This is a genomic window from Hymenobacter rigui (assembly GCF_003944715.1).
GTDB classification, from domain to species: domain Bacteria; phylum Bacteroidota; class Bacteroidia; order Cytophagales; family Hymenobacteraceae; genus Hymenobacter; species Hymenobacter rigui.
Map to the genome: position 1 here is coordinate 199457 of NZ_RWIT01000005.1, position 22536 is coordinate 221992.

Sequence of the window (22536 nt, forward strand, 5' to 3'; positions counted from 1 at the left end):
TAAAGGCAGAAATTACGACTTGAAGAATGTGCGAATCGCGTTGCTGACCGCTTCCACTTCCGCTTCCCTCATGCCGGGCCACATCGGCAAACTCAGGCAGCTGGTTGCCAGCACCTCGGCAATGGAGAAGTCGCCGGCTGCGAAGTTCATGAAGCGGTAGGCTTCCTGCAGGTGGGGCGGAATAGGGTAGTGAATCAGCGTGCCGATGCCCTGCTCGCCCAGGTACTTCTGCAACTCGTCGCGACGGCTGGTGCGCACCACGTACAAGTGATACACGTGGGTAGCACCTTCAGCCGTAGCGGGCAACACCAGATCGGCAATGCCGGCTAGGTGCTGATCGTAGAGCGCAGCTACTTCCCTGCGCTGGCTCGTCCACTCCATCAGTATGGGTAGCTTGGCACTCAGCACGGCGGCCTGCAGCTCGTCGAGTCGGGAGTTATGACCGATTACTTCGTTATAGTATTTCTGCTGCGAACCGTAGTTGCGCAGCGTCCGAATCTTTTTGGCCAGCGCCGCGTCGTTGGTTGTCACGGCCCCAGCGTCGCCGAGGGCGCCTAGGTTTTTGCCGGGATAGAAGCTTGTGGCATTCACATCGCCGAAGCTGCCGGTGATGCGGCCGCGGTAGGCAGCGCCCTGCGACTGAGCATTGTCTTCTACCACGTACAGATTGTGGCGGTTGGCTACATCCATAATGGCCTGCATTTCACAAGCCTGCCCGTAAAGATGCACCGGCATAATTGCGCGGGTGCGGGGCGTAATTGCGGCTTCGAGTCGGGCCGGATCTATATTGTATGTTGCGGGGTTGGGCTCGACCGGCACGGGCGTCGCGCCTACGAAAGAAATAGCCAGCCAAGTGGCGATGTACGTGTTAGAAGGCACAATTACATCGTCTCCTTCTTTAATATCGAGGGCCTTGAGGGCTAGGTGCAGCGCGTCCAAGCCGTTAGCAACACCGATGCACTCAGTTGTCGTGGAGAATTGAGCATACTCAGCTTCGAACTGCTTAACGGCCTCGCCCAATACGTACCACTGGGAATCGAATACCCGGCTCATGGCCTCGAGCACTTGCGAACGAATAGCCTGATTTTGGGGTGTGAAGGAGAGAAAAGGAACTTTCATACGGCAACAATAAAGGACATCTGTTAAGCCGGCAGACGAGCGCGTTGTTTTAAACGGTTATTCACCTTCCGGGTTAAATGGCCTACTCTGTCTGGCCTGGCCATGACCAGCGGCGGGGTATCCAGCTAGCCAGCAGAAGCGCGGCTGGCACCAACATAAGCGCATCGGCCTGCAATAGATACCGCATTTCCACGGAGCGGAAAACAATGGCCATGTAACCGTAGATAATGGTACTGAACAGCAGAGCCGGTCCGAGGCCGGACAGCTTGCGGTAGCGCCAAGCCCCTACCAGACCAATAGCCAGCAAGATAGTGCGCCAAGTGAATAACAGGGAAGAAATCCGCTGAGCCATGGTAAAAGCTGACCCGTTTTTCGTCTTAAACTGATTTTTGAACAGTATCTTCTGCATGTTTTGCAGCGGTACCTCTACGCAGGCACGAAGTGGATGACGATGTTCGTAGCTGGCCCGCAACCGTTGAAACCCCGCCGCCACCCGCTGATTACAGTTGCGGTGACGTAGCGTATTTGCGTACTGGGACTTGCGGTATTGCCCCATGCCGTCAGCCGACGTATCGGGCACACCGGCATCGTCGATCTGCAACGCGAGGCCAATGTGGAAGCTGGAGGCACAGGTTCGGCTCAGAACAATTAAGGAGTCGATAAGCTGCTTTTCCGCCGGTGTGCTGATAACGTGCGCCGGAAAAGCAGGCTGCTTGGCAAACATGATTTCCTCGATGCCCATCGATACGTCATTGGTCCAAGTAAGCACCCAGGCTAGAGCCTCCTGCATGTCTTCCCGCAGGTTGGCGTAGCCGGCGGCGGCCGGTTTGAGCGGCACGAAGCGGCCCACGGTCAGGTAATTCCGCACGGGCCACCAGATATATAGTGCCAGGAAGCCGACTGTTACCAGCGTTAATGGCCGCAATCCGGCCCCGCTGAACCGTTGTCGGGCCGCGTAAAAGGCCAGATACAGCCCGGTTACGGCCAAACAGACGCCCAGAAACTCCCGCACATATAGAATTACGGCCAGCAAGGCTCCCAGCAGCACCCAGTTCAGAGTATGGCGGCGGGCCAGTAAGAAAGTGGCCCACCAGAGCAGCACCAGGAACAAACCCAACGACTCGGTGCCAATGATTGTGATCCAGATAATGCTGAACGGGTAAAATGCCAGGAGCAGGGCGGCTAGTGCCGGGGCCCGGGAACCCGCGGGAGCTAAGCGCGCGGTAATGCTGTACAGCAACCAGATGCCTATCATGTCGAGGAGTGCCTGCGTGACGGCAACGGCAAGTAGCGCATAACGACCAAACACCAAGTAATGTAGGCCGTAAAAGAACGGATAACCTGGCATACGTCCCAAAGACGCCTCCGGCTCCGTCAGATCGAAGGAGTAGCTACCGTAGCGGAGCAGGTTATGGAAACTCAGAATGTAGGAGTAAGAGTCGCCGTTGGTGTAAATATCACTCTGTCGGCCCGCATAGTAAATTGTGGCTCCTACTACTAGAAAAACAAGCCGTATTAGCAGGCCTACTAGCAGTAGTGGCCACACCTTAGGCCATACGCCACGCAAACTGCTTCGCAGGCCAGGCTGCACTTGTTCATCTGTTTCGACTCCATTTACCGAAGGTACAGTATCATCAAAGGCCATAGATGCTATGCAAATGGGGTCAATAGAAGAGAAATACCTAGCAGAGGCACATGAAGCGGCAGAAATACTATTTCTGTCGGTAGCAGGGCACGATAATACTTTTTTATACCGGACCAGTGCGTGACAACCATTCAGATTGAACCAAACCCTTTAGCCAGCCGGTCGGTTTTGAGGAACCCAGCCTGCCTGACAACCAACGCTTCGGCGACCCGCCAACACCTTCCGGACACCGTTCAGGGCAGCAGGAACCCGGACTTGGGTTATACAACATGGCGAATCTACACCATATCAAACAGACCAGGCCAATATGTGGCTGGAGCCGCCGAGCTTAAAGCTTAGCTTCTCGCAGGTCCGGAACGCGGCCCGGTTGGTCGCCTGCGTGGCCATTAATACATATTCAACGCCCTGCTACCGGGCCCGCTGCACCGTTTCCGACACCAGTTTCAGGTGCCAGCCCCCGTTGCCGGGGCCCACAGCCGTGAGCACCACGCGGGAAAAGCCAGTGCCCAGCTCGGCGGCGTGGGCCCGCAGGTCGCTGATGGCTAAAAAGGAATCTACGGGTAAGTTTGCCTCGGCCGGCACCAGCTGCGTTTCTACATCAAGCTTGCGCAGAAAATTTTAGGGCGAATAAAAGAACAGTTTATCCGTCCGGGCGGCTACCATATTTGGGTTTACTTGCCCCCATACGCGGCGGAAATTTTCGTACTGCCGAATATAGTCCTGTTCGCTGTAGCGCGTCGAGGCAAATACCAATTGTACGGCCGTACGCGAGTACTGCATGGTGTGCCAGACATTCGGGGGCACATACACTCCCACGTGCGGCGACTCCAGCACGAAGGTTTGCACTTCGCCATCAGGCATTTCCGTCGTCACGATGATGCGGCCAGCTACAGCCACCAGCACCTGTTCGGTAGCGTGGTGAGCATGGCGCCCCCGCACGACACTTTCCGGCGTAAAGTATGTCCAGAACATGCGCTCAATTGGAAACGGAATTAGCCCGTTAGCTTCCCCGACGGAAATGTAGCCGATATTCGTGGCGCCCAGCTTTGGAAACTCAATTAAATACGGCTTTTGCATATACGTCGGGGAAGGCTTGGCATTAAAACGTGCGGGGCGTATTGTCAACGTCACCGCTTACTACACCCGGCACGTTCTCCTTGAAGTATTCCAGCGTGCGGCGCAGACCTTCGGCGCGGTCTACCTTGGGCTCCCAGCCCAGAATTTCCTTGGCCTTGCTTATATCAGGCCGGCGCTTCATGGGGTCGTTGGTGGGCAGGGGGCGGTAATCGGGCTTGAACTCTACGCCGGTGAGGCGGGCAATTTCTTCACCAAACTCCTTGATGGTGATTTCATCGGGGTTGCCGATGTTCACGGGCAGAGCATAGTCAGACAACAGCAGGCGGTAGATTCCTTCCACCAGATCATCTACGTAGCAGAACGCCCGGGTTTGGGAACCGTCGCCGAATACCGTCAGGTTCTCGCCGCGCAGAGCCTGGCTTAGGAATGCGGGCAGCACGCGGCCGTCGTTGAGACGCATACGTGGGCCGTAGGTATTGAAGATGCGGACGATGCGCGTTTCCAGACCATGGTGCGTATGGTAAGCCATGGTAATAGCCTCCTGGAAGCGCTTGGCCTCGTCGTAGCAGCCGCGCGGGCCCACGGGGTTCACGTTGCCAAAATACTCCTCTACCTGCGGGTGAATTTCCGGGTCGCCGTATACCTCCGAGGTGCTGGCAATCAGCATGCGGGCACCTTTTACACGGGCTAGTCCCAGCAGGTTGTGGGTACCCAGCGAACCAACCTTCAGTGTCTGAATCGGAATTTTCAGATAGTCGATGGGCGAAGCGGGCGAGGCAAAGTGCAGGATGTAGTCCAGCTTACCGGGCACGAAAACGAACTTCGACACATCAGCATGATGAAATTCAAAATCCTCGTTACCGAACAGATGCTCGATGTTTTTCAGGTCGCCAGTAATCAGGTTATCCATGGCAATTACATGGTATCCTTCCGCCAGAAACCGGTCGCAGAGGTGGGAACCCAAGAAGCCCGCACCACCCGTAATCAGAACTCGTTTTTTATCAGCCATTGTATTTCTGAGCTGGAGCTATTAGCTGTTAGCTGATAGCTTGTTCATAGATAAGTGAAAGAGCCATCAGCCATGAGCTAACAGCTAATAGCTGCCTAAGCCGGCTCGTGGTGAGCGGTTTTGATACCGATGCAGTGGTATGCATAGCCAGCGGCATGCAGTTCAGCCGTATCGTAGATGTTGCGGCCATCGAAGATAACCTTCTGTTTGAGCAGACGGCTCATTACTTCGAAATTAGGCACGCGGAATTCCGGCCATTCCGTCACAATCAGTAGGGCATCGGCATCAATGAGCGCCTCCATCTGGTCCTTGGCATAGGTGATGGTGTCGCCCAGGGAGTGCTTAGCTTCTTCCATGGCCACGGGGTCGTAGGCAGTTACGGTACAGCCTTCCGCCAGCAGCTTCTCGATGATAACCAAGGAAGGTGCCTCACGCATGTCATCGGTTTTGGGCTTGAACGACAGGCCCCACACGGCGATTTTCTTACCGCTCAGCTCACCGCCAAAGTGCTTTTTTACTTTGTTATAGAGCACTTCCTTCTGCGCCTCATTTACGCTTTCCACGGCCTGCAGCACCTGCATCTTGTAGCCATTTTCCTCGGCGGTTTTGATGAGGGCCTTTACGTCCTTGGGGAAGCAGGAGCCGCCGTAACCGATGCCAGGGTAAATAAATTTGGTACCGATACGGGCATCCGAACCAATGCCTTTGCGCACCATGTTCACATCGGCCCCCATGATTTCGCACAGGTTGGCAATATCGTTCATGAACGAAATCTTGGTAGCCAGCATAGAGTTGGCGGCGTACTTCGTCATTTCGGCCGACGGAATATCCATGAAGATGATCGGATGTCCGTTGAGCAGGAAGGGCTTGTAAAGGCGGCGCATAACGTCCTCGGCCCGCTCTGAGGCCACCCCTACCACAATCCGGTCGGGCTTCAGGAAGTCGTCGATGGCGGCACCTTCCTTCAGGAATTCGGGGTTGGAAGCCACATCAAACTCAATTGCTTCGCCCCGCTTGGTCAGCGCCTGCTCTATTTCGGCACGCACCTTGGCGGCAGTACCTACCGGCACGGTACTTTTGGTTACGATAACGCCGTAGCTGGTCATGTTTTCGCCAATTTCACGCGCTACGCCCAGTACGTATTTCAAATCGGCCGAGCCATCCTCGCCGGGAGGAGTGCCCACCGCAATAAAGGCTACGTCGCAGCCTTTGATGGCCTCCGCCAGCTTAGTGGAGAAATGCAGCCGGCCAGCGGTTACATTGCGCGTTACCATTTCCTCCAGACCTGGCTCATAAATCGGCAGGATGCCCTTGTGCAGGTTGTCGATTTTGCGCTGATCAATGTCGATGCAGGTCACGTCAATACCTACTTCGGCGAAGCAGGTACCCGTTACGAGCCCTACATAGCCTGTGCCTACTACAGCAATTTTCATGTTTAAGTCAGTTGGTAATTGTCAGATGAATGAGGTACGATGCGCTTAACGGAACAGTCCGTACTTGATGATGCAATAGATGGCCCGGAATCCGTCGCGCCACCCGATTTTTTTGCCTTCCGCGTACGTGCGGCCGTAGTAGCTGATGCCCACTTCGTAGATCCGTACGTTGGGCACACGGGCCATTTTGAGCGTCACTTCCGGCTCAAAGCCGAAGCGCTTTTCCTCCAGCGTCAGGCCCTGCACAATATCGCGCCGGAACAGCTTGTAGCAGGTTTCCATATCCGTGAGGTTCAGGTTGGAAAAGGCATTGCAAAGTGAGGTGAGCCACTTGTTGCCGATGCTGTGCCAGAAGAACAGAATGCGGTGCGGCTTCCCACCCATAAACCGGGAGCCGTATACCACGTCCGCCATTCCGCGCACAATGGGTCGGAGCAGCACGTTGTATTCTTCGGGGTCATATTCCAAGTCGGCATCCTGAATGATTAGGTAGTCGCCGGTAGCCTCGCGGATGCCGGTGTGCAGCGCTGCGCCCTTGCCCTGGTTTACCTCATGCTTCCGGTACTGAATAGCTAACTCCGGATTAGCCGCTATGTACCGCTGAATAGCTTCCTCGGTATTATCGCGGGAGCAGTCATTCACAATGATTACTTCTTTTGTAAAGCCGCCTATCAGCTCCACAGCCTTTACCTGGTCTAGGATCAGGTGAATGGTTGCTCCTTCATTGTAAGCCGGAATGATGATGGAAAGCTTACGTGGGGGAACGGGTGCCGACATACAGAGAGAAAAAGCAGAGGGTTAAAATCAGGGTGTAAAACTGCGGAGGAAATCCAGATTTTAAGCCATCATCCACTTTTTCCACCACCACTGGAATACAATGAGGGCCCAGATGCGGGCGTGCACGTCGCCGGGGCTGCTGGAGAAGAGCTGTTTTTTCAGGCTGCGGATGCTGCCTACATCAAACACGCCTTGGGCCTCAATAAAGCCGTCGGACAGCAGATCATCTTCAATCAACGGGCGCAGCTCGCCGCGGAACCACTTGAGCAGCGGCACCTCAAAGCCATGCTTGGGGCGCTTGTACAGCTCTTCGGGCAGCATGGGCCGGAAGGCATCCTGCACTATTTTCTTCTTCATCTTCGCGTCAATCTTACTTGACACGGGCAACGAAAAGGCAAAGCGCACCACGTTGGGGTCCAGGAAGGGCGGGCGTACTTCCAGGGAGTTGGCCATGCTCATCATATCCACCTTGGTCAGCATATCGTAGGGCAGCACCAGCTTTGTGTCGGTCAGCAGCACCTCGTTCAGGTCGCCGTCGGCGTGCAGATCCTCCAGCAGGTCGCGACGGCGCTTCTCCGCCAGCTTTTTGCCCACTTTGCGGCGGGATGCGGCGCTGAGCAGCCCGCGGGCATCCTTCTCCGAAGCAAACGACGCCCAGTCCCAATACCGGTCTTTGGGGCCGCTGAGCATGCCGCGCGAGAAGCGCTGAAACTGCCGGATTTTATTGCCAAAGTAAGAGTTGCGCGACTTGGGTAGTACGTCCCACAGCAGGTTCAGACCGGTTACGGCTTCGGCCTTGAAGCCGCCCTGCCGCACCTGAAACTCGCCCATGTGCTTGTTGTAGCCGGCAAACAGCTCGTCGGCCCCGTCGCCGCTCAGGGCCACAGTAGCTTTTTCGCGGGTGCGCTTGCTAAGAATGTACACGGCTAGGGCCGAAGAATCGGCGAAGGGCTCATCGATGTAGTTCAGCACATCGAAGATATGGTCGTACAGGTCCTGATTTTTGAGCGAGAAGACCGTATGATTAGTCTTGTATCGGTCGGCAACCAGCTTGGCGTACTTGGTTTCGTCGAAGAATGGCTCGTCGGCAAAGCCAATGCTGAAGGTATTCAGGTGCTGAGTGTGGCGGGAGGCCAACGCCACCACCACCGACGAATCGATACCCCCACTCAGGAATGCGCCTACGGGCACATCGGCTACTAGGCGGCGGGCCGTGGCCTCATCCAGCAGTTCTACCAGCTTGGCTTGCTGCTGCTCGTAGCTGGTTTTGTTCTTTTCGACTTTTTTGGCGTCATAAGGCACTTTGTACCAACGCTTCCGGACTACCTTTTTGCCCTTCACATACATGTAATGGCCGGGTAGCAATTTCTTAACGCCTTTGAAAATGGTAGCCGGCCCCGGAATGTAGTTCAGCTGCAGATAATGACTCAGCGACACATAGTCGAGCTTACGCGGAATACCCAGCGCCAGCAACGATTTCATTTCGGAGGCGAAGAGCAACTTATCCTCGTCGCGGTAAATCAGCAGGGGCTTCTCCCCCATCCGGTCACGCGCCAGGAAAATGGAATCTTCCTCTTTGTCATAAATAGCGAAATCGAAGAAGCCGTTTAGCTTTTTCAGGAAGCTCCGGCCCTCAGCTATGTACAGGTGTAATACTACCTCCGTATCGGTCTGGGAGTGGAAACGGTGACCTCTGGCGACCAATTTCTGGCGTAACTCTTTGAAATTGAATATTTCGCCATTGAACACAATCGTATAGCGTCCCGACTCATCTGTCATGGGCTGGTTGCCATCGGCGGACAAATCCAGGATAGCAAGACGACGGAACCCCAGTCCGCACCGGTCGAACACGAAATGTCCCTGTGAATCAGGGCCGCGGCTGACAATGGCATCGGTTGAGGCGTGCAGCGAAGCCAGCGAGTTGCGGCCAGCGTCGGTAAAAGCGAATACTCCGGAGATTCCACACATAAGGCGGGCAAAAGTACGAACTATCAGGACTTGGGTTCTCAAAAAAACTACTGCGCGCGCCTGCAACCAAAGCCGTGCCACCCTAGTACAACCCCTACGCTCTCCCTTCCACCTCCTTCACTACCCCATGAACCTGCAAGATAAAATGAGCCTACAGCAAGATTTCGAAGCCGCCGTGTCGCGCGTGGATGCATTGCCCGGCGACCAGGCCGCCGCCCACATGACCGATTTGTACGGCCTGTACAAACAAGCCACTGAGGGCGACCATGACACCAAACGGGATGAAGTGGGCGACGACACCCCCGACAATCCGAATGGTCCTAAGGGCTTGTCGCAGGCCCAGTGGGATGCCTGGAGCAAGTACAAAGGCCTCGATCAGGATGATGCCCGCCGTCAGTACGTGGCGAAAGTAAACGAACTGGCGGGCCCCGTTGAAGAAAAAGCCAATGTAATTACGGGCAACGGCCACCCTGCTACCGGCTCGGCAGTGAATGGCGAAGGCGCACCGGGTACCAGCACAGCCAGCCCTGTGGCCCAGGCCCAGCAACAAGCCGGGGAATCCGGTTTCGGAGGCCTGCGCGGCGACCTAAAAGGCGGCACCCCTTATGGCGGTGAAGACGCACTTAAAAACGCGCAGTAACTTCTGTTCATAAAACAGCACTGGCCCCGACTGATACGTTCAGCCGGGGCCAGTGCTGTTTTAATCTACTCGTGGATGCACCGTCGGATTAGAAAATCTTACCGGGGTTCATGATACCGTGGGGGTCGAATACCCGTTTGATGCCTCGCATCAACTCCAGGTTCGTATCGGGCAGGGCAATGCCGATGTAGCCTTTCTGGACCAGCCCAATGCCATGTTCGCCCGAGATGGTACCACCCAGCTTTACGCACAGCTCAAATATTTCGGTAATCGGCTGACGCAGGCCCACATTCCACATTTCATCGTCCAGGTCGCCCCGGATGATGTTTACGTGCAGATTCCCGTCGCCGGCGTGACCGTAGCAGACGGAGGTAAACCCATAGCGGCTCCCGATTTCCTTCACGCCGCGCAAGAGGGTGGGTAGCTCAGCACGGGGCACCACGGTGTCTTCTTCTTTATAGACGGAGTTATAGCGCACCGAATTGCCGATGTTGCGCCGGATCTTCCACAGGTCGTCCTTCTGGGCAGCGGTATCGGCCAGCAGAATCTCCCCGATGTCGTAACCTTCCAGCACCCCGTACACGGCCTCGGCTTCCTTATACAGCTGGTCGAGGTCCTGACCATCCAGTTCGATGAGCAGGTGGGCGCGGATATCTTCGGGCAGGGTGAGTGGGATTTTCAGGTAATCAGAAGACCAGACAATGGCCTCCCGCTCCATAAACTCCATGCCGGATGGAATAATACCGGCACGGAATACCGCCGAAACGGCCTCCGCCGCCTGGGCCTCCTGCCGGAATGGCACCAGCATCAGGATGTTCTGCTTCGGGTAGGGCAGCAGCCGGAATACCACTTTGGTGATGATGCCCAGCGTACCCTCCGAGCCAATCATGAGCTGGGTGAGGTTGTAGCCAGTGGAGTTTTTGAGTGTATTGGCCGCCGTCCAGATAAGCTCACCGGTGGGCAGTACCACCTGCAGGTTCAGCACATAATCCTTGGTGGTGCCGTATTTCACGGCTTTGGGGCCGCCGCTGCTGTGCGCCAGGTTGCCGCCCAGAGAGCAGCTACCTTTGCTGGCGGGGTCGGGTGGATAGAACAGGCCCACTTCCTTCACCGCATTCTGAAACGCCTCGTTTACCACGCCCGGCTCCACGGTAGCCTGCAGGTTGCGCTCATCAATTTCCAGGATCCGGTTGAGCCGCTCCGTGCTGAGCACTACACCCTGGTGCACCGGCAGCGCCCCACCCGACAGGCCCGTACCCGCACCGCGGGCGGTGATGGGAATTCGGTGCTCATGACATAGGCGTACAATACGACTGATTTCTTCAGCGTTGCCGGGGCGCACTACCACATCCGGAGTAAACTGCAGGTCCTCGGTATGGTCGCGGCCATAGTCGGCGTACACGTCGGCCTCGGTGTGCTGGGCCGTGAGCACGTGGGCAGTACCCACAATGGCCTCAAATTCGGCCACCAGCGCGGGAGTCAGGAGTTGAAAGTCCATAGAAAGATGAGGAGTAAAATGACGGCGTCACGTATCTTTGCCCCGATGCGGGAACACGCTACGAAGGTACGGCATTCAACGCAGTGGCAGCGTCCACTCTCCACAGCCCTGATTCTGCTGCTGGCTGGCTGGCTGGCCGCATGCGGCAGCACCGGCAGGGTAAACTACCGTAATGGCCGCTATTATTCCGCCCGGGATATGGCCCGCATGAAGGCGGCCGAGCGACGCCGGGGCGTCTCGGGTTCTACGGTAAAGGCCAAAACCAAGTCCGGCGCGGCCGTTGGCAAGTCGAAAACGGTGGTACGGCGGCCCAGCCGCCCTTTGCCGGCCAATGTGCCGGTGCAGCTGGCGGCCGTTATCGAAACGGCCCGCTCTTACCAGGGCACTCCCTATAAATACGGTGGTACTACGCGCCTGGGCATGGACTGCTCCGGACTGCTGCACGAGTCGTTTGCGGCCATCAACGTGGCCATTCCGCGCTCCAGCAATGAGCAGGCTGCCTGGGGTGAGCCGGTAAAACCACAGGATTTACGCCCAGGTGATTTGGTATTTTTTGGAGCCTCGCCCGGCAGCAGCACCATCACGCACGTGGGAATGGTGACAGAAGCCTCGCCGGAAAGCGTTCAGTTCATCCACTCTTCCAGCTCATTAGGAGTTGTGGAAAACGCTCTGGAAACCGATTACTACCTGAGCAGATTCATAAAGGCTGTACGCCCTAGATTGTGAATTTCCCTCTTACATTTGTTCCACCACTACGCACAAGGATTCGCTGTAATCATAACACTGCGGTAACGCAGCAGCTAGATTCATCGAGTACTTTTGCGGCGCTTTTTCACCCCTAACAAGCCCCGCTTTTTTTCACCAATCCCCCCTCTTTTATGAAACGCAACCATTACGCTTCAGTCGCGCTGGTGCCCATAGCGGTTCTCGCAGCGCAGTTGAGCTGGGCGCAGGGTAGTACCACATCGGCGATGAACGGTATCATTACCGACAAGGCTGGTGAGGGCTTGCCCGGTGCCACGGTTATTGCCGTACACACCCCCACTAACACGCAGTATGTTGCGCCAACCAACTCGGAAGGCCGCTTCAACCTGCAGAACATGCGCGTAGGTGGTCCATACACCATCCGCATTTCGTTTGTAGGCTACAAAGAGGCTGTTCGGGAAGGTATCTTCCTGACGCTGGGCCAGAACCTGCGCCTCGACATCAACCTGAGCGAAGCCGAGCAGACGCTGGGCGAAGTAGTGGTAAGCGGCCGTCAGGATCCGGTTATCAACGCGGGTCGTACGGGGGCTGCTACCACGGTGCAGCGCGAGCAGATTGAGCGCCTGCCCACCATCAGCCGCTCCTTGAGCGACTTTACGCGTCTGACGCCGCAGGCCGGCTCGAACAACAGCTTCGGCGGCCGTAGCGGGGGCTTCAACAACGTAACCGTTGACGGTGCCATTTTCAACAACGCCTTCGGTCTGAACTCGACGGTAGGCGGTCAGGCCAGCGCCCAGCCCATTTCGCTGGACGCTATTGACCAGATTCAGGTGAGCATTGCGCCCTTCGACGTTCGTCAGGGCTCGTTTACGGGTGCTGGTATCAACGTAGTAACTCGCTCGGGCACCAACAAATTCTCGGGCTCGGTATACGGTTTCCTGCGTAACCAGGATCTGGTGGGCAGCAAGGTGGGTGACTTCAAACAGGACTACCCCAAATTCAACCTGCACAATGAAGGTTTCCGCTTCGGTGGCCCCATCATTAAGGACAAGCTGTTCTTCTTCGTGAACGGGGAGCGGGAGCGTCGGAACGATCCGCCAAACGGCAACTTCACGGCTACCCGCGACGGTGTACCAGCCGGTGCTCAGACCTCACAGGCCCGCTCTGCCGACCTCGACTTCCTGAAAAACTTCCTGCAGACGCAGTACGGCTTTAACGCCGGCGACTACGAGAGCTATCAGCTGCGCCAAAACAGCGACAAGGCAACGGTGAAACTGGACTGGAACATCAGCCAGAACCACCGCTTCAATATCAAGTACAACTACCTAAAGTCGTACGCCGATATTCCGCCAAGCACTTCGGGCGCTATTGCCGGCCAACGCTCCCAGTCGCAGTTCGGCTTGCCGTTCTCGTCGTCGTACTACACCATCAACAACAACCTGAACTCGTTCATTGCCGAATTGAACAGCAGCTTCGGTGGTGGCCGTTTCTCCAACAACCTGACGGCCGGTTATTCGGCTTTCCGCGACTTCCGCGAGAGCAGTGGCGGTATCTTCCCGCTGGTTGACATTGGTACGCAGGCAGGCCGTAGCACTACCACAGCACAGCTGTCAGGTATCGTAGCACCTAACTCACTTACTTCGTTTGGTTACGAGCCTTTCTCGGCTTTCAACATCCTGAATACGGACGTTGCTCAGGTGGGTGACAACTTCACGGCTTACCTCGGCAAGCACAATGTAACGGTTGGTACCTACAACGAATTCTACAAGTTCCGTAACGGCTTTGCGCCGAACTACTACGGTAACTACTCGTTCAACTCGCTGGAAGACTTCTACGCTTCCGCCGGCTTCAGCTACGACCGTACTACCAACCCCGCCAACCCGACCATTACGGCTCTGACTGGCACGCGTCCGGGTCCGGCCCGCTACAACCTGCAATACTCGGCTCTGCCGGGTGGTGAGTTCCCCTACGCCGATATCAAAGCAGCACAGCTGGGCCTGTACGTGCAGGATGAATGGTCGGCCAAGAACAACCTGCGCGTGACCTACGGTGTACGTGCTGACCTGCCCTTCGTAACGTCGGACCTGCAGCAGAACACCAATGCCGCTGCCCTGACCTTCCGCGACGGGGTGAAAATCAACACCGGCGACCTGCCCAAGAAGCGTGTCCTGTTCTCGCCCCGCGTTGGCTTCAACTGGGATGTGAACGACGACAAGAAAACCCAGGTACGTGGTGGTACCGGTATCTTCACTGGCCGCGTTCCGTTCGTATGGCTGTCGAACCAGGCCAGCAACAACGGCGTACAGTTCGGCTCGTTCAGCACTTCGGGCTCAGTAGCTACTACGGGTAGCAATGGTGTGGTGAACCCCAACGCCTCCATCTACCCCTTCTCGCCCAACGTAGACGCTTATGTTCCACAGAACGCAACAGCTAACACGTCGTACAACCTAGCCGTTACCGATAAGGACTTCAAGTTCCCGCAGGTATGGCGTACCAACCTGGCCGTTGACCAGCAGCTGCCCGGTGGTATCATTGGTACCCTCGAAGGTTTCTACACCAGAGACCTGAATGCCGTGTATCATCAGAACGTGAACCTGCCCGGCTCGGAAGAAGCACCCTTCGCCCGCGCCAATGGTGCTGACAACCGTCCGATCTTCTACACCTTTGGCGCTGCCCAAACCGGCAACAATGCCGGTCTGGTTACCGCTACCCGCAACTACCAGATCTATGCTGGTCGTGGTGGAGCTACGGCTACCAACCCCAACATCAGCGACGCCATCCTGATGAAAAACACCAGCAAGGGTTATTCCTATGCTGTTACCGGTCAGCTGCAGAAATCGTTCAACAACGGTCTGTTCCTGATGGCTGCTTACACCTACTCGGATTCCCGCTCGGTAAACGACGGTGGCTCGATTGCCCAGTCCATCTGGCGTGACCGTTCCGTGTCGGGTGACCCGAACGCTGAAGCTCTGAGCTACTCGCAGTTCCTGCAGCAGCACCGCGTAATCGGTTCGCTGTCGTACCGCAAGGAGTACCTGGGCCACCTGGGTACCACCCTGTCGATGTTCTACGAAGGTGCGCCGGCCGGCCGCTACTCGTACGTATACTCGGGTGACATGAACGGTGACAACCAGACCTCGAACGACCTGATGTACATCCCCCGCAACCAGAGCGAAATCAACCTGCGTGACATCACGCTGACGGCTGCTCAGGGTGGTGGTACGTACTCGGCTACTCAGCAGTGGGCTGACCTGGATGCCTTCATCAACCAGGACAAATACCTGAGCAAGCACCGCGGCGAATACGCGGAGCGTAACGGCGCCGCCCGTCCGTGGCAGCACCGCGTCGATCTGCGCATTCTGCAGGACATCTTCACCAACATCGGTGAGAACCGCAACACCCTGCAGCTGAGCATTGACATCTTCAACGTAGGTAACCTGATCAACAGCGACTGGGGTACGTTCCGGACTGCCAACAAGGTGAACCCGCTCACCTTTGCCGGTTACAACGCCCAAGGTCAGCCTGTATTCACCTTCCCCTACCTGACCAACCCCGCCTCGACGACGGTGAACGGTACAACCACCGTAACTCCTGGTGTTCCGCTGTCGCGCACTTTCCGCGACGATACCGGCGGTATCGGTTCGCGTTGGCAGGGCCAGGTGGGCCTGCGCTACATCTTCAACTAAGCCTCAACCACTTAGCTACCTGAAAGTGGGCTGACGATATCGTCAGCCCACTTTTTTTTTACCGTACTGCTTGCAGAATCGAAAAGGCGGCGTACTTTTGCCAAACCAAAACGCAACCGGCGGTTTGGGTTCAACCATCCCGGGGGATTAGCTCAGCTGGCTAGAGCGCTTGCATGGCATGCAAGAGGTCATCGGTTCGACTCCGATATTCTCCACTCCTACTCACAACCAAACCGGTGAGGATCTAAACACAACAAACGGGGGATTAGCTCAGCTGGCTAGAGCGCTTGCATGGCATGCAAGAGGTCATCGGTTCGACTCCGATATTCTCCACTCCCGTTGCAAAAGCCCAACCTCACCGGTTGGGCTTTTTGTTTTATCACGGATTCGGTCGGATTACCCAGTTGAATCCGGCTCCCAGCAAAAAAGGCCTTCCGCTTGGAAGGCCTTTTCGTTTTCGTACCGTGTTGGCAGCAATAGGTAGCCGACACACGCCTGATCAGTCCGTTTTGCAGCTCTGCTTACACGAACAGGCCTTCCACCGAGAGGTACCGCTCACCGGTATCGTAGCAGAAAGTGAGGACGCGGCCGCCTTGGGGCACTTCGTCCAGCTTTTTGGCAACGGCCGCCAGAGAAGCACCCGAGGAAACGCCCATGAAGATACCCTCCTCGCGCGCGGCGCGGCGAGCCATGTCGAAGGCTTCCTGCTGGCTGATCTGAATGGTACCATCGAGGATATTCTGGTGCAGGTTGGCGGGAATAAAGCCGGCCCCAATGCCCTGGATGGGGTGCGGGCCGGGAGCCCCGCCGCTGATAACCGGCGACAGTTCCGGCTCAACGGCAAACACCTTCATATTCGGAAATTTGGGCTTTAGTACTTCGGCAACCCCGGTCAGGTGGCCGCCGGTACCCACGCCGGTAATATAGAAATCGAAGCCTTCCGGGACATCCTGCAGAATCTCCTGCGCGGTAGTTTCTTGGTGTACTTTAATATTAGCTGGGTTTTCAAACTGCATAGGCATCCAGGCACCGGGCGTGTTCTGCACCAGCTCGTGGGCCTTTTCAATGGCACCTTTCATGCCTTTTTCGCGAGGCGTCAGTTCCAGGTTGGCCCCGTAGGCAGCCATCAGGCGGCGGCGCTCAATGCTCATGCTCTCGGGCATCACCAGCGTGAGCTTATAGCCTTTCACGGCGGCCACCATAGCCAAGCCTACGCCGGTGTTGCCGGAAGTAGGCTCCACGATGGTGCTGTCGGGCGTGAGGGTGCCGTCCTGTTCGGCCTGCTCAATCATGCTCAGGGCAATCCGGTCTTTGATGCTGCCGCCGGGGTTGGCCCGTTCCAGCTTCACCCACACCTCCACATCGGGGCGGTGGGCAAACAGCTTGTTGAGGCGCAGCAGCGGCGTATTGCCGATTGTATCCAGAATGGAAGTAGCTTTCATCTGATGGATGGTTGAAGTGTTAAATTGTTGAAATACCGAATGGGAGGACTACCGGATGGAGTGTGGGCATTCTGGCAAATTGAACAGGGGGCAGCGTGTATGCTTCAGCTATTCCACCGTTCGGCCATGCAGCTATCCACCTGTTCAAATGGAAAACAGAATGTCTTCCGTAGGGTCCTGGGAGCGGGTTACGTGAATGTGCGCCTGATGATACACCCGGGAATGCGAGGGCACACTTTCCGTGAGCCACACGTTGCCCCCAATAATACTGTGGCTGCCCACGGTAGTACTGCCGCCCAAAATAGTAGCCCCGGCGTAAATCACCACATGGTCCTCAATGGTGGGGTGGCGCTTGATGCCCTGCAGCTGCTTGGCCACACTCAGTGCGCCCAGCGTAACGCCCTGAAAAATCTTGACCCCGGCCCCAATTACGCAGGTTTCGCCGATAACCAGCCCTGTACCGTGGTCGATGCAGAATGACGGACCGATTTGCGCCCCTGGGTGAATATCGATGCCGGTACGCTGGTGCGCATACTCGCTGAGCAGGCGCGGCACGCGGGGCACGCCTCGCAGATGCAGGCCGTGGGCGAAGCGGTGCATGGCAATGGCATAAAACCCCGGATACGTACTGATTACCTCGGCCATACCCTGCGCAGCCGGGTCGGCGGCCACAATGGCGGCGGCATCCAGCAGCAGCGTATCGCGCAGAAAAGGTAACGACGCTACAAGAGCCGCCGCTAACTCCGGGGCCGGTTGAGCGACAGGCACGGCCCGAAGCAGATCGGCCAGGTCATCCTGCAGCAGGCGCAGCGTGGCGGCAATGGCATCGGCGTCGCGGAGGGGACGGGCGGCGCGCTCCGGAAACAGCAGCTCCAGGAGCTGATCGGCTAACTGGCAGAACGCGGCAGCGGGCAGCGGCGCAGCGGTGTGTTGATGCGCCTGGGCCAGGGCGTGCAGAAAATCGGACTCGTAAACGGACATATGCTCAAAGAAGGCGGCATGATAGCCGAACGGCGGAAGATAATACCGCCGTGACTTTGGTTAACCGCGGCCGGTAAGGAAGGTTTGTCGGGCATTTGGGCGCAACCTGCCCAGCGGCCGGGCCGTTAGCCACAGGAACGCATCCTTATTTTTACGCTTCTTACTTACCGGCAATATGGCTGATACCACCATCACGAAAGTTGATTCCCGTCATTCTCCTACCGGCCCCGATGGCGAGAAATACCTGGCTTCCGGCACGCACATTTCCATGCGCATGTGGGAGAATGAGCAGCCCGGCGAGGCCAAAGAACCTTCTGCCAGACCTTATGAAACCGTGGGCTACGTGCTGAAAGGCCGGGCCGAGCTGCACCTGGAAGGCCAGGTGGTAGTTCTGGAACCCGGTAATTCGTGGGTTGTCCCGAAAGGAGCCTCACATACCTATAAAGTACTGGAAGCTTTTTCAGCGGTAGAAGCCACCACGCCGCCCGCCCAGGTACACGGCCGCGACGACGCGTAACCGGGTTTCTGGTCGTCAGTTCCTGATTTCCAGTTGAAAGCCCCGGCAGCTTGCTTATTCCCTGACGGGAGTATGCAAGCTGCCGGGGCTTGGTATTTCACGATTCGTCTGAGGCGCTTAATCTGTACCTGCAACGCGCCGGCAAGCCGAAATCGGAAAATCAGCCACTTATTTCATTAGCTCCACTTTGTCTATCCGGTCCCCGATTTCCAACCGACTGACCACGTCCATGCCCTGCACAACCTGCGCGAAGATGGTGTAGCGGCCGTCGAGGTGGGGTGTGGGAGCGTGGGTGATGAACCACTGGCAGCTTTCGGTATCCTTGCCGGCCGAGGCCAGACCTACGGCTCCTTCGCCATAATGCAGGTCGGCAAACTCGGAGCGCAAGTTGTAGTCGGAACTGCCCCAGCCGTCGCCGCGGGGGCAACCGCCCTGGGCTACAAAGTTGGGCACTACCCGGTGGAAGTTCTTTCCATTGTAGAAGCCCTGGCGGGTGAGGGCTACGAAGCTGGCTACCGAGCCGGGCGCCTGCTCCACCAGCAGCCGCATCACCACATCACCCTTGCTGGTGTGTACCACGGCCCGCTGACCTGCCGGAATGGTAGTTACCAGTCCCCAGTCGATGGGGTGCGTGGCAGCTTGCGCGACGGGCGTGGGCGTAGCCGGCCGCTGCTGCACATAATCGATGGTTTGCTGTAAAGATTGCCAGGCTTCCAGGTCGCGGGGCAGCGTGAGTTTGTCGCGGGCCTGCACCAGGAAATCGGGGTTGGGCAGTAGCCGGCGCATATCCAGCTTGGGGTCCCGAATGGCCTCAGCGGCCGTCCCCATCATGGCCACATCACCGCTGAGCACGCCCTGGCGCAGGGCCAGCGCCACCTCGGGGTAACGGGCCGAAGGGAAATCGGCCTGGCGGCGCAGGGCTACCAGGGCTTCCATACCATAGGTTCCAATTACCACCGGATGACCGGGGGCAAACGTGGCCTGCCGCACAAACTCAAACGCGGCGGGGTCTTCGCTCAACGCTTTCAGCAGGTAGCCCTTCTCGTAAACATCCGTAGCGGCCGTGTACCGCTCCTCGATGGCCCGACGAATGGCGGCGCGCTCCGGGCCAGGCTGGCGCAGAGCGGCGGCGAGCAAGGTGGCGCGTACCCGCCACTGCGGCAGGCGGTTGGCTTTTTCCAGAAACAGGGTACCGGGCTCATCGGCGGCGTTGGCCAGGAAATATTCTGCGGCCGTAAGGGCCACCTGGTCGTTGGCGTCGGTAAGAGCGGCCCAGGTGGCTTCCTTTACGGGCGCATACATTGCCTTATTCATGGCCCGCAGCGCACTCACCCGCACCCGATAATCGGCATCCCGGCAGGCCAGACCGGCCAGCGTAGCCGGCACTCCCGACGCAGCAGCGGCTTTGCCCAGGGCCGCCGCCGCCCCGCTGCGCACTGCGTAGGATTCGTCCTGCTGCGCGGCGGCGCTGATAGCCGCAGCGTACGGCACCAGATTGAGCCCCCGGGTACGGGCCAACGCATTGGCCGCCGCCACCCGGGCACTGGTAGGGTTGCTGCGGCCCAGCAGCTGCACCAGGCGCGCCACGGCGGCCTCGGAAGTAAGCCCGCGCAGTCCGGCACGGTACAAGCCCCAGGCCTGCCCGCTCAGCGTGGCTGTATCGGCGGGAATGTTGGCCGGCAGCCGGGTCAGCAGCACCAACGACTTACGGGACGTACAGCGGCCCAGTGCCTCCAGCTCGTAGCGGCGCACCGTGGGGTGTTTTTCCTCGGCTACCTGCCGCCACAACTCGGTTTCGGCGGTAGAGTCGGCCGTTTGGCCCAGCGCATAGGCGGCCTGTTGGCGCACGGTCCATTCCGCGTCTTCCAGCGCAGTCAACAGCTGGGCCGTAGCCGCTTTGTCCTGCACCGAAGCCAGGGCCTCGGCGGCAGCCTGGCGGTAACGCGCCGTTGGGTGGCTCAGGAAAGGCAGCAGGCCCGCCGTCAGGCGCTCATCCTGCAGCGTGGCAATACGCCGCAGGGTGCTGTCGGTGGTGAAATGATTGGCAGCAGGGCTGGCAGAAACGGAAGTAGCCGGGTGCGGCGCGCAGGCGGAGAGTAACGCACCACCGGCAGCCACTGCGGCAGCTGTAAAACGGTACAGGGTAGAGTACATCATGGATGCCCTAAGGTAAATACTCTGAGAGGGAAGGCAACGCTTCGGTTCGAAAAGCCATCTGTACTCAGTAGAAACCCACGCAAAGCCATTCCTGCGGTTTAGGCTTTTCAATAGCAGGAAACTTATTTATCCGTGCATCTTTACGGTAGCATCCTTCCTGCCATGTTCCGCGCTTCTTTTTATTGGTTACTGCTGCTCCTGCTTCTGAGCGCCAGCCCCGGCTATGCGCAAACCAAGCCAGCCACCCCGCCCCCCCAGAAGGTGGTGCAGGTACGCGTAACGCTGCCCACGGTGCTGGGCAAGCTGGGCGAAGTAGCCGGCCTGCTGCCCAGCCCCCGCAAAGACAAAAATCAGACATCAACCGACAACCCGGTGGTAACGCTGACCCTGCCGCTACCCCGTTTCCTGAGCGGCTCGGCTGATAAGCCGGATTCAGCCCGCAAACCGTAGCGCCCTGTTTCGTTTTTCTCCCCTCTCTCCCACTGCATGGAAGTAAACGCGTCTATTCTGATTTCGGTAGGTCTGGCGGCAATAGTGGTCCGGAGCATGCGGAAGTTTCTGGACTTACCCATCCGCACGCCCCACCTCAGCCGCCTGCTTGGCTACTTCTGGGTACCCGGCCTGATACTGTACCTGTTTTCCCTGCTGATTCACTGGAAAACCGACCGGCTGGACGAAATCTACACGCTGTTTCTGCTGGCCATGGTGGTAGGGGTGCTGGTGCGCGTGCAGCACTACCGCCCGGCCCGGACGCTGCTGCTGGCCGTAGTACCCTACGCACTCTACGCCCTTATTGAGCTGCTTTCCGGGGCGCTAAGTACCGGTTTTCTGCACGAATACCGGAGCCTGTTCAGCAACAGCCAGGGGTTTGCCACCATCTGGCTGGTGACATTCGTACTCATTGCCCGCAAGCAGAAAAAGCAGCTGGAAGCCGAGCGGGTAGTGCGCGAAGCCGAGGAGAAAGAACGGCGCGAAATAGCCGCCCAAAATGCCCAGCTGGAGCGGTTGGTGGCCGAACGAACTTCTTCCCTGACTCAGCAAACCGAGGAGCTGCAGCACGCTTTAGAAGAACTAAAAACCACCCAGGCCCAACTGATTCAGGCCGAAAAAATGGCCAGCCTGGGGGAACTGACGGCCGGCATTGCCCACGAAATTCAAAACCCGCTCAACTTCGTCACCAACTTCTCCGACGTATCGGCCGAGCTGGTGCAGGAGCTGGAAGAAGAACAGCAGCGCCCTGACCGGGACCATGAACTGGAAGCAGAGCTACTGGCCGACCTGCGCCAGAACCTGCAGAAAATTACCCACCATGGCCAGCGGGCGGCCAGCATTGTGCGGGGCATGTTGGAGCACAGCCGCGCCAGCACCGGTGAGCGGCAGCCCACCGACCTGAACGTGCTGGCCGACGAGTACCTGCGCCTGGCTTACCACGGCCTGCGCGCCAAGGATAAAACATTCAACGCCACCCTCAACACCCACTTCGACCCCAGCTTAGTGAAGATTAACGCCGTGGCCCAGGACCTGGGCCGGGTGCTGCTGAACCTGTTTACCAACGCGTTTTACGCCGTGCAGAAACGTAAGGAGGCCAGCCCCCCCGATTTCGCGCCCACGGTGAGCGTGGCCACCCGCCAGCTGCCCAACGGCAGCGTGGAAGTGCGGGTGCGCGACAACGGCACCGGCATTCCGGCCAGCGTACGTCAGAAAATATTCCAGCCCTTCTTCACTACCAAACCCACCGGCGAGGGTACCGGCCTGGGCCTTTCGCTCAGCTACGACATCGTAACGAAGGCGCACGGCGGCACCTTGGAGGTGGAGTCGGAAGAGGGGCAGGGCACGGAGTTCATTATTACTTTACCGGCCTGATACGGCTGTTCGGCTGGCG

18 protein-coding genes and 2 tRNA genes are annotated in these 22536 nt (G+C 57.7%); 8 read left to right on the forward strand and 12 right to left on the reverse strand.

The features are described from left to right. Positions 1-12: 12 nt before the first annotated feature. The 8 genes from EI291_RS11810 to asnB form a co-directional block, all read right to left on the reverse strand. Entirely contained in the window at positions 13-1119 is a 1107-nt protein-coding gene (locus tag EI291_RS11810; protein ID WP_125420092.1) for a DegT/DnrJ/EryC1/StrS family aminotransferase, read from the reverse strand. 82 nt (positions 1120-1201) lie between these two features. Continuing rightward, entirely contained in the window at positions 1202-2764 is a 1563-nt protein-coding gene (locus EI291_RS11815) for a glycosyltransferase family 39 protein (RefSeq protein ID WP_125420094.1), read from the reverse strand. Positions 2765-3172: 408 nt separating this feature from the next. After that, the gene (locus tag EI291_RS22870; RefSeq protein ID WP_170172612.1) at positions 3173-3346 is read right to left on the reverse strand and encodes a hypothetical protein; all 174 of its coding nucleotides are present in this window, start codon (positions 3344-3346) and stop codon (positions 3173-3175) included. 36 nt (positions 3347-3382) lie between these two features. Continuing rightward, the gene (locus EI291_RS11820) at positions 3383-3841 is read right to left on the reverse strand and encodes a sugar 3,4-ketoisomerase (RefSeq protein WP_125420096.1); all 459 of its coding nucleotides are present in this window, start codon (positions 3839-3841) and stop codon (positions 3383-3385) included. Positions 3842-3863: 22 nt separating this feature from the next. Continuing rightward, positions 3864-4850, reverse strand: a complete 987-nt coding sequence (locus EI291_RS11825) for a UDP-glucuronic acid decarboxylase family protein (protein WP_125420098.1) — start codon at positions 4848-4850, stop codon at positions 3864-3866. A gap of 95 nt (positions 4851-4945) precedes the next feature. Then, complete coding sequence (locus EI291_RS11830; protein WP_125420100.1) at positions 4946-6283, reverse strand: UDP-glucose dehydrogenase family protein; 1338 nt, start codon at positions 6281-6283, stop codon at positions 4946-4948. 45 nt (positions 6284-6328) lie between these two features. Beyond that, the gene (locus EI291_RS11835; RefSeq protein WP_125420102.1) at positions 6329-7060 is read right to left on the reverse strand and encodes a glycosyltransferase family 2 protein; all 732 of its coding nucleotides are present in this window, start codon (positions 7058-7060) and stop codon (positions 6329-6331) included. 60 nt (positions 7061-7120) lie between these two features. Next, the gene (gene asnB / locus EI291_RS11840) at positions 7121-9028 is read right to left on the reverse strand and encodes an asparagine synthase (glutamine-hydrolyzing) (RefSeq protein WP_125420104.1); all 1908 of its coding nucleotides are present in this window, start codon (positions 9026-9028) and stop codon (positions 7121-7123) included. Between the two features lie 127 nt (positions 9029-9155). Between asnB and EI291_RS11845 the strand changes: the two genes are divergently transcribed. Then, positions 9156-9668: an acyl-CoA-binding protein gene (locus EI291_RS11845; protein WP_170172613.1), complete on the forward strand. Its 513-nt coding sequence runs from the start codon at positions 9156-9158 to the stop codon at positions 9666-9668. An 88-nt stretch (positions 9669-9756) separates the two neighbouring features. Here EI291_RS11845 and EI291_RS11850 read toward each other — a convergent pair whose 3' ends face one another. Beyond that, the gene (locus EI291_RS11850) at positions 9757-11166 is read right to left on the reverse strand and encodes an FAD-binding oxidoreductase (RefSeq protein WP_125420107.1); all 1410 of its coding nucleotides are present in this window, start codon (positions 11164-11166) and stop codon (positions 9757-9759) included. A gap of 45 nt (positions 11167-11211) precedes the next feature. Between EI291_RS11850 and EI291_RS11855 the strand changes: the two genes are divergently transcribed. From EI291_RS11855 to EI291_RS11870, 4 genes are all read left to right on the forward strand, one after another. Next, positions 11212-11892: a C40 family peptidase gene (locus tag EI291_RS11855; protein WP_240635523.1), complete on the forward strand. Its 681-nt coding sequence runs from the start codon at positions 11212-11214 to the stop codon at positions 11890-11892. Positions 11893-12044: 152 nt separating this feature from the next. Further along, complete coding sequence (locus EI291_RS11860; RefSeq protein ID WP_125420109.1) at positions 12045-15557, forward strand: TonB-dependent receptor; 3513 nt, start codon at positions 12045-12047, stop codon at positions 15555-15557. A gap of 141 nt (positions 15558-15698) precedes the next feature. Beyond that, a tRNA-Ala gene (locus EI291_RS11865) sits at positions 15699-15772 on the forward strand. Between the two features lie 44 nt (positions 15773-15816). Next, positions 15817-15890: transfer RNA gene (locus tag EI291_RS11870), tRNA-Ala, on the forward strand. Between the two features lie 188 nt (positions 15891-16078). Here the strand turns inward: EI291_RS11870 and cysK are convergent. Together cysK and EI291_RS11880 are read right to left on the reverse strand one after the other, a co-directional pair. Further along, positions 16079-16999 (reverse strand): cysteine synthase A, encoded by a 921-nt coding sequence (gene cysK / locus EI291_RS11875; protein ID WP_125420111.1) that lies wholly within the window; start codon positions 16997-16999, stop codon positions 16079-16081. Between the two features lie 144 nt (positions 17000-17143). After that, a complete protein-coding gene (locus tag EI291_RS11880) occupies positions 17144-17980 on the reverse strand; it encodes a serine O-acetyltransferase (protein ID WP_125420113.1) in 837 nt (278 codons plus the stop codon). 175 nt (positions 17981-18155) lie between these two features. Between EI291_RS11880 and EI291_RS11885 the strand changes: the two genes are divergently transcribed. After that, positions 18156-18497: a cupin domain-containing protein gene (locus tag EI291_RS11885; protein ID WP_125420115.1), complete on the forward strand. Its 342-nt coding sequence runs from the start codon at positions 18156-18158 to the stop codon at positions 18495-18497. Between the two features lie 168 nt (positions 18498-18665). Here EI291_RS11885 and EI291_RS11890 read toward each other — a convergent pair whose 3' ends face one another. Continuing rightward, a complete protein-coding gene (locus EI291_RS11890) occupies positions 18666-20654 on the reverse strand; it encodes a peptidylprolyl isomerase (RefSeq protein WP_125420117.1) in 1989 nt (662 codons plus the stop codon). Positions 20655-20816: 162 nt separating this feature from the next. Between EI291_RS11890 and EI291_RS11895 the strand changes: the two genes are divergently transcribed. Further along, the gene (locus EI291_RS11895) at positions 20817-21104 is read left to right on the forward strand and encodes a hypothetical protein (RefSeq protein WP_125420119.1); all 288 of its coding nucleotides are present in this window, start codon (positions 20817-20819) and stop codon (positions 21102-21104) included. Between the two features lie 36 nt (positions 21105-21140). Then, entirely contained in the window at positions 21141-22517 is a 1377-nt protein-coding gene (locus tag EI291_RS11900; RefSeq protein ID WP_125420121.1) for an ATP-binding protein, read from the forward strand. Positions 22518-22536: the final 19 nt, after the last annotated feature.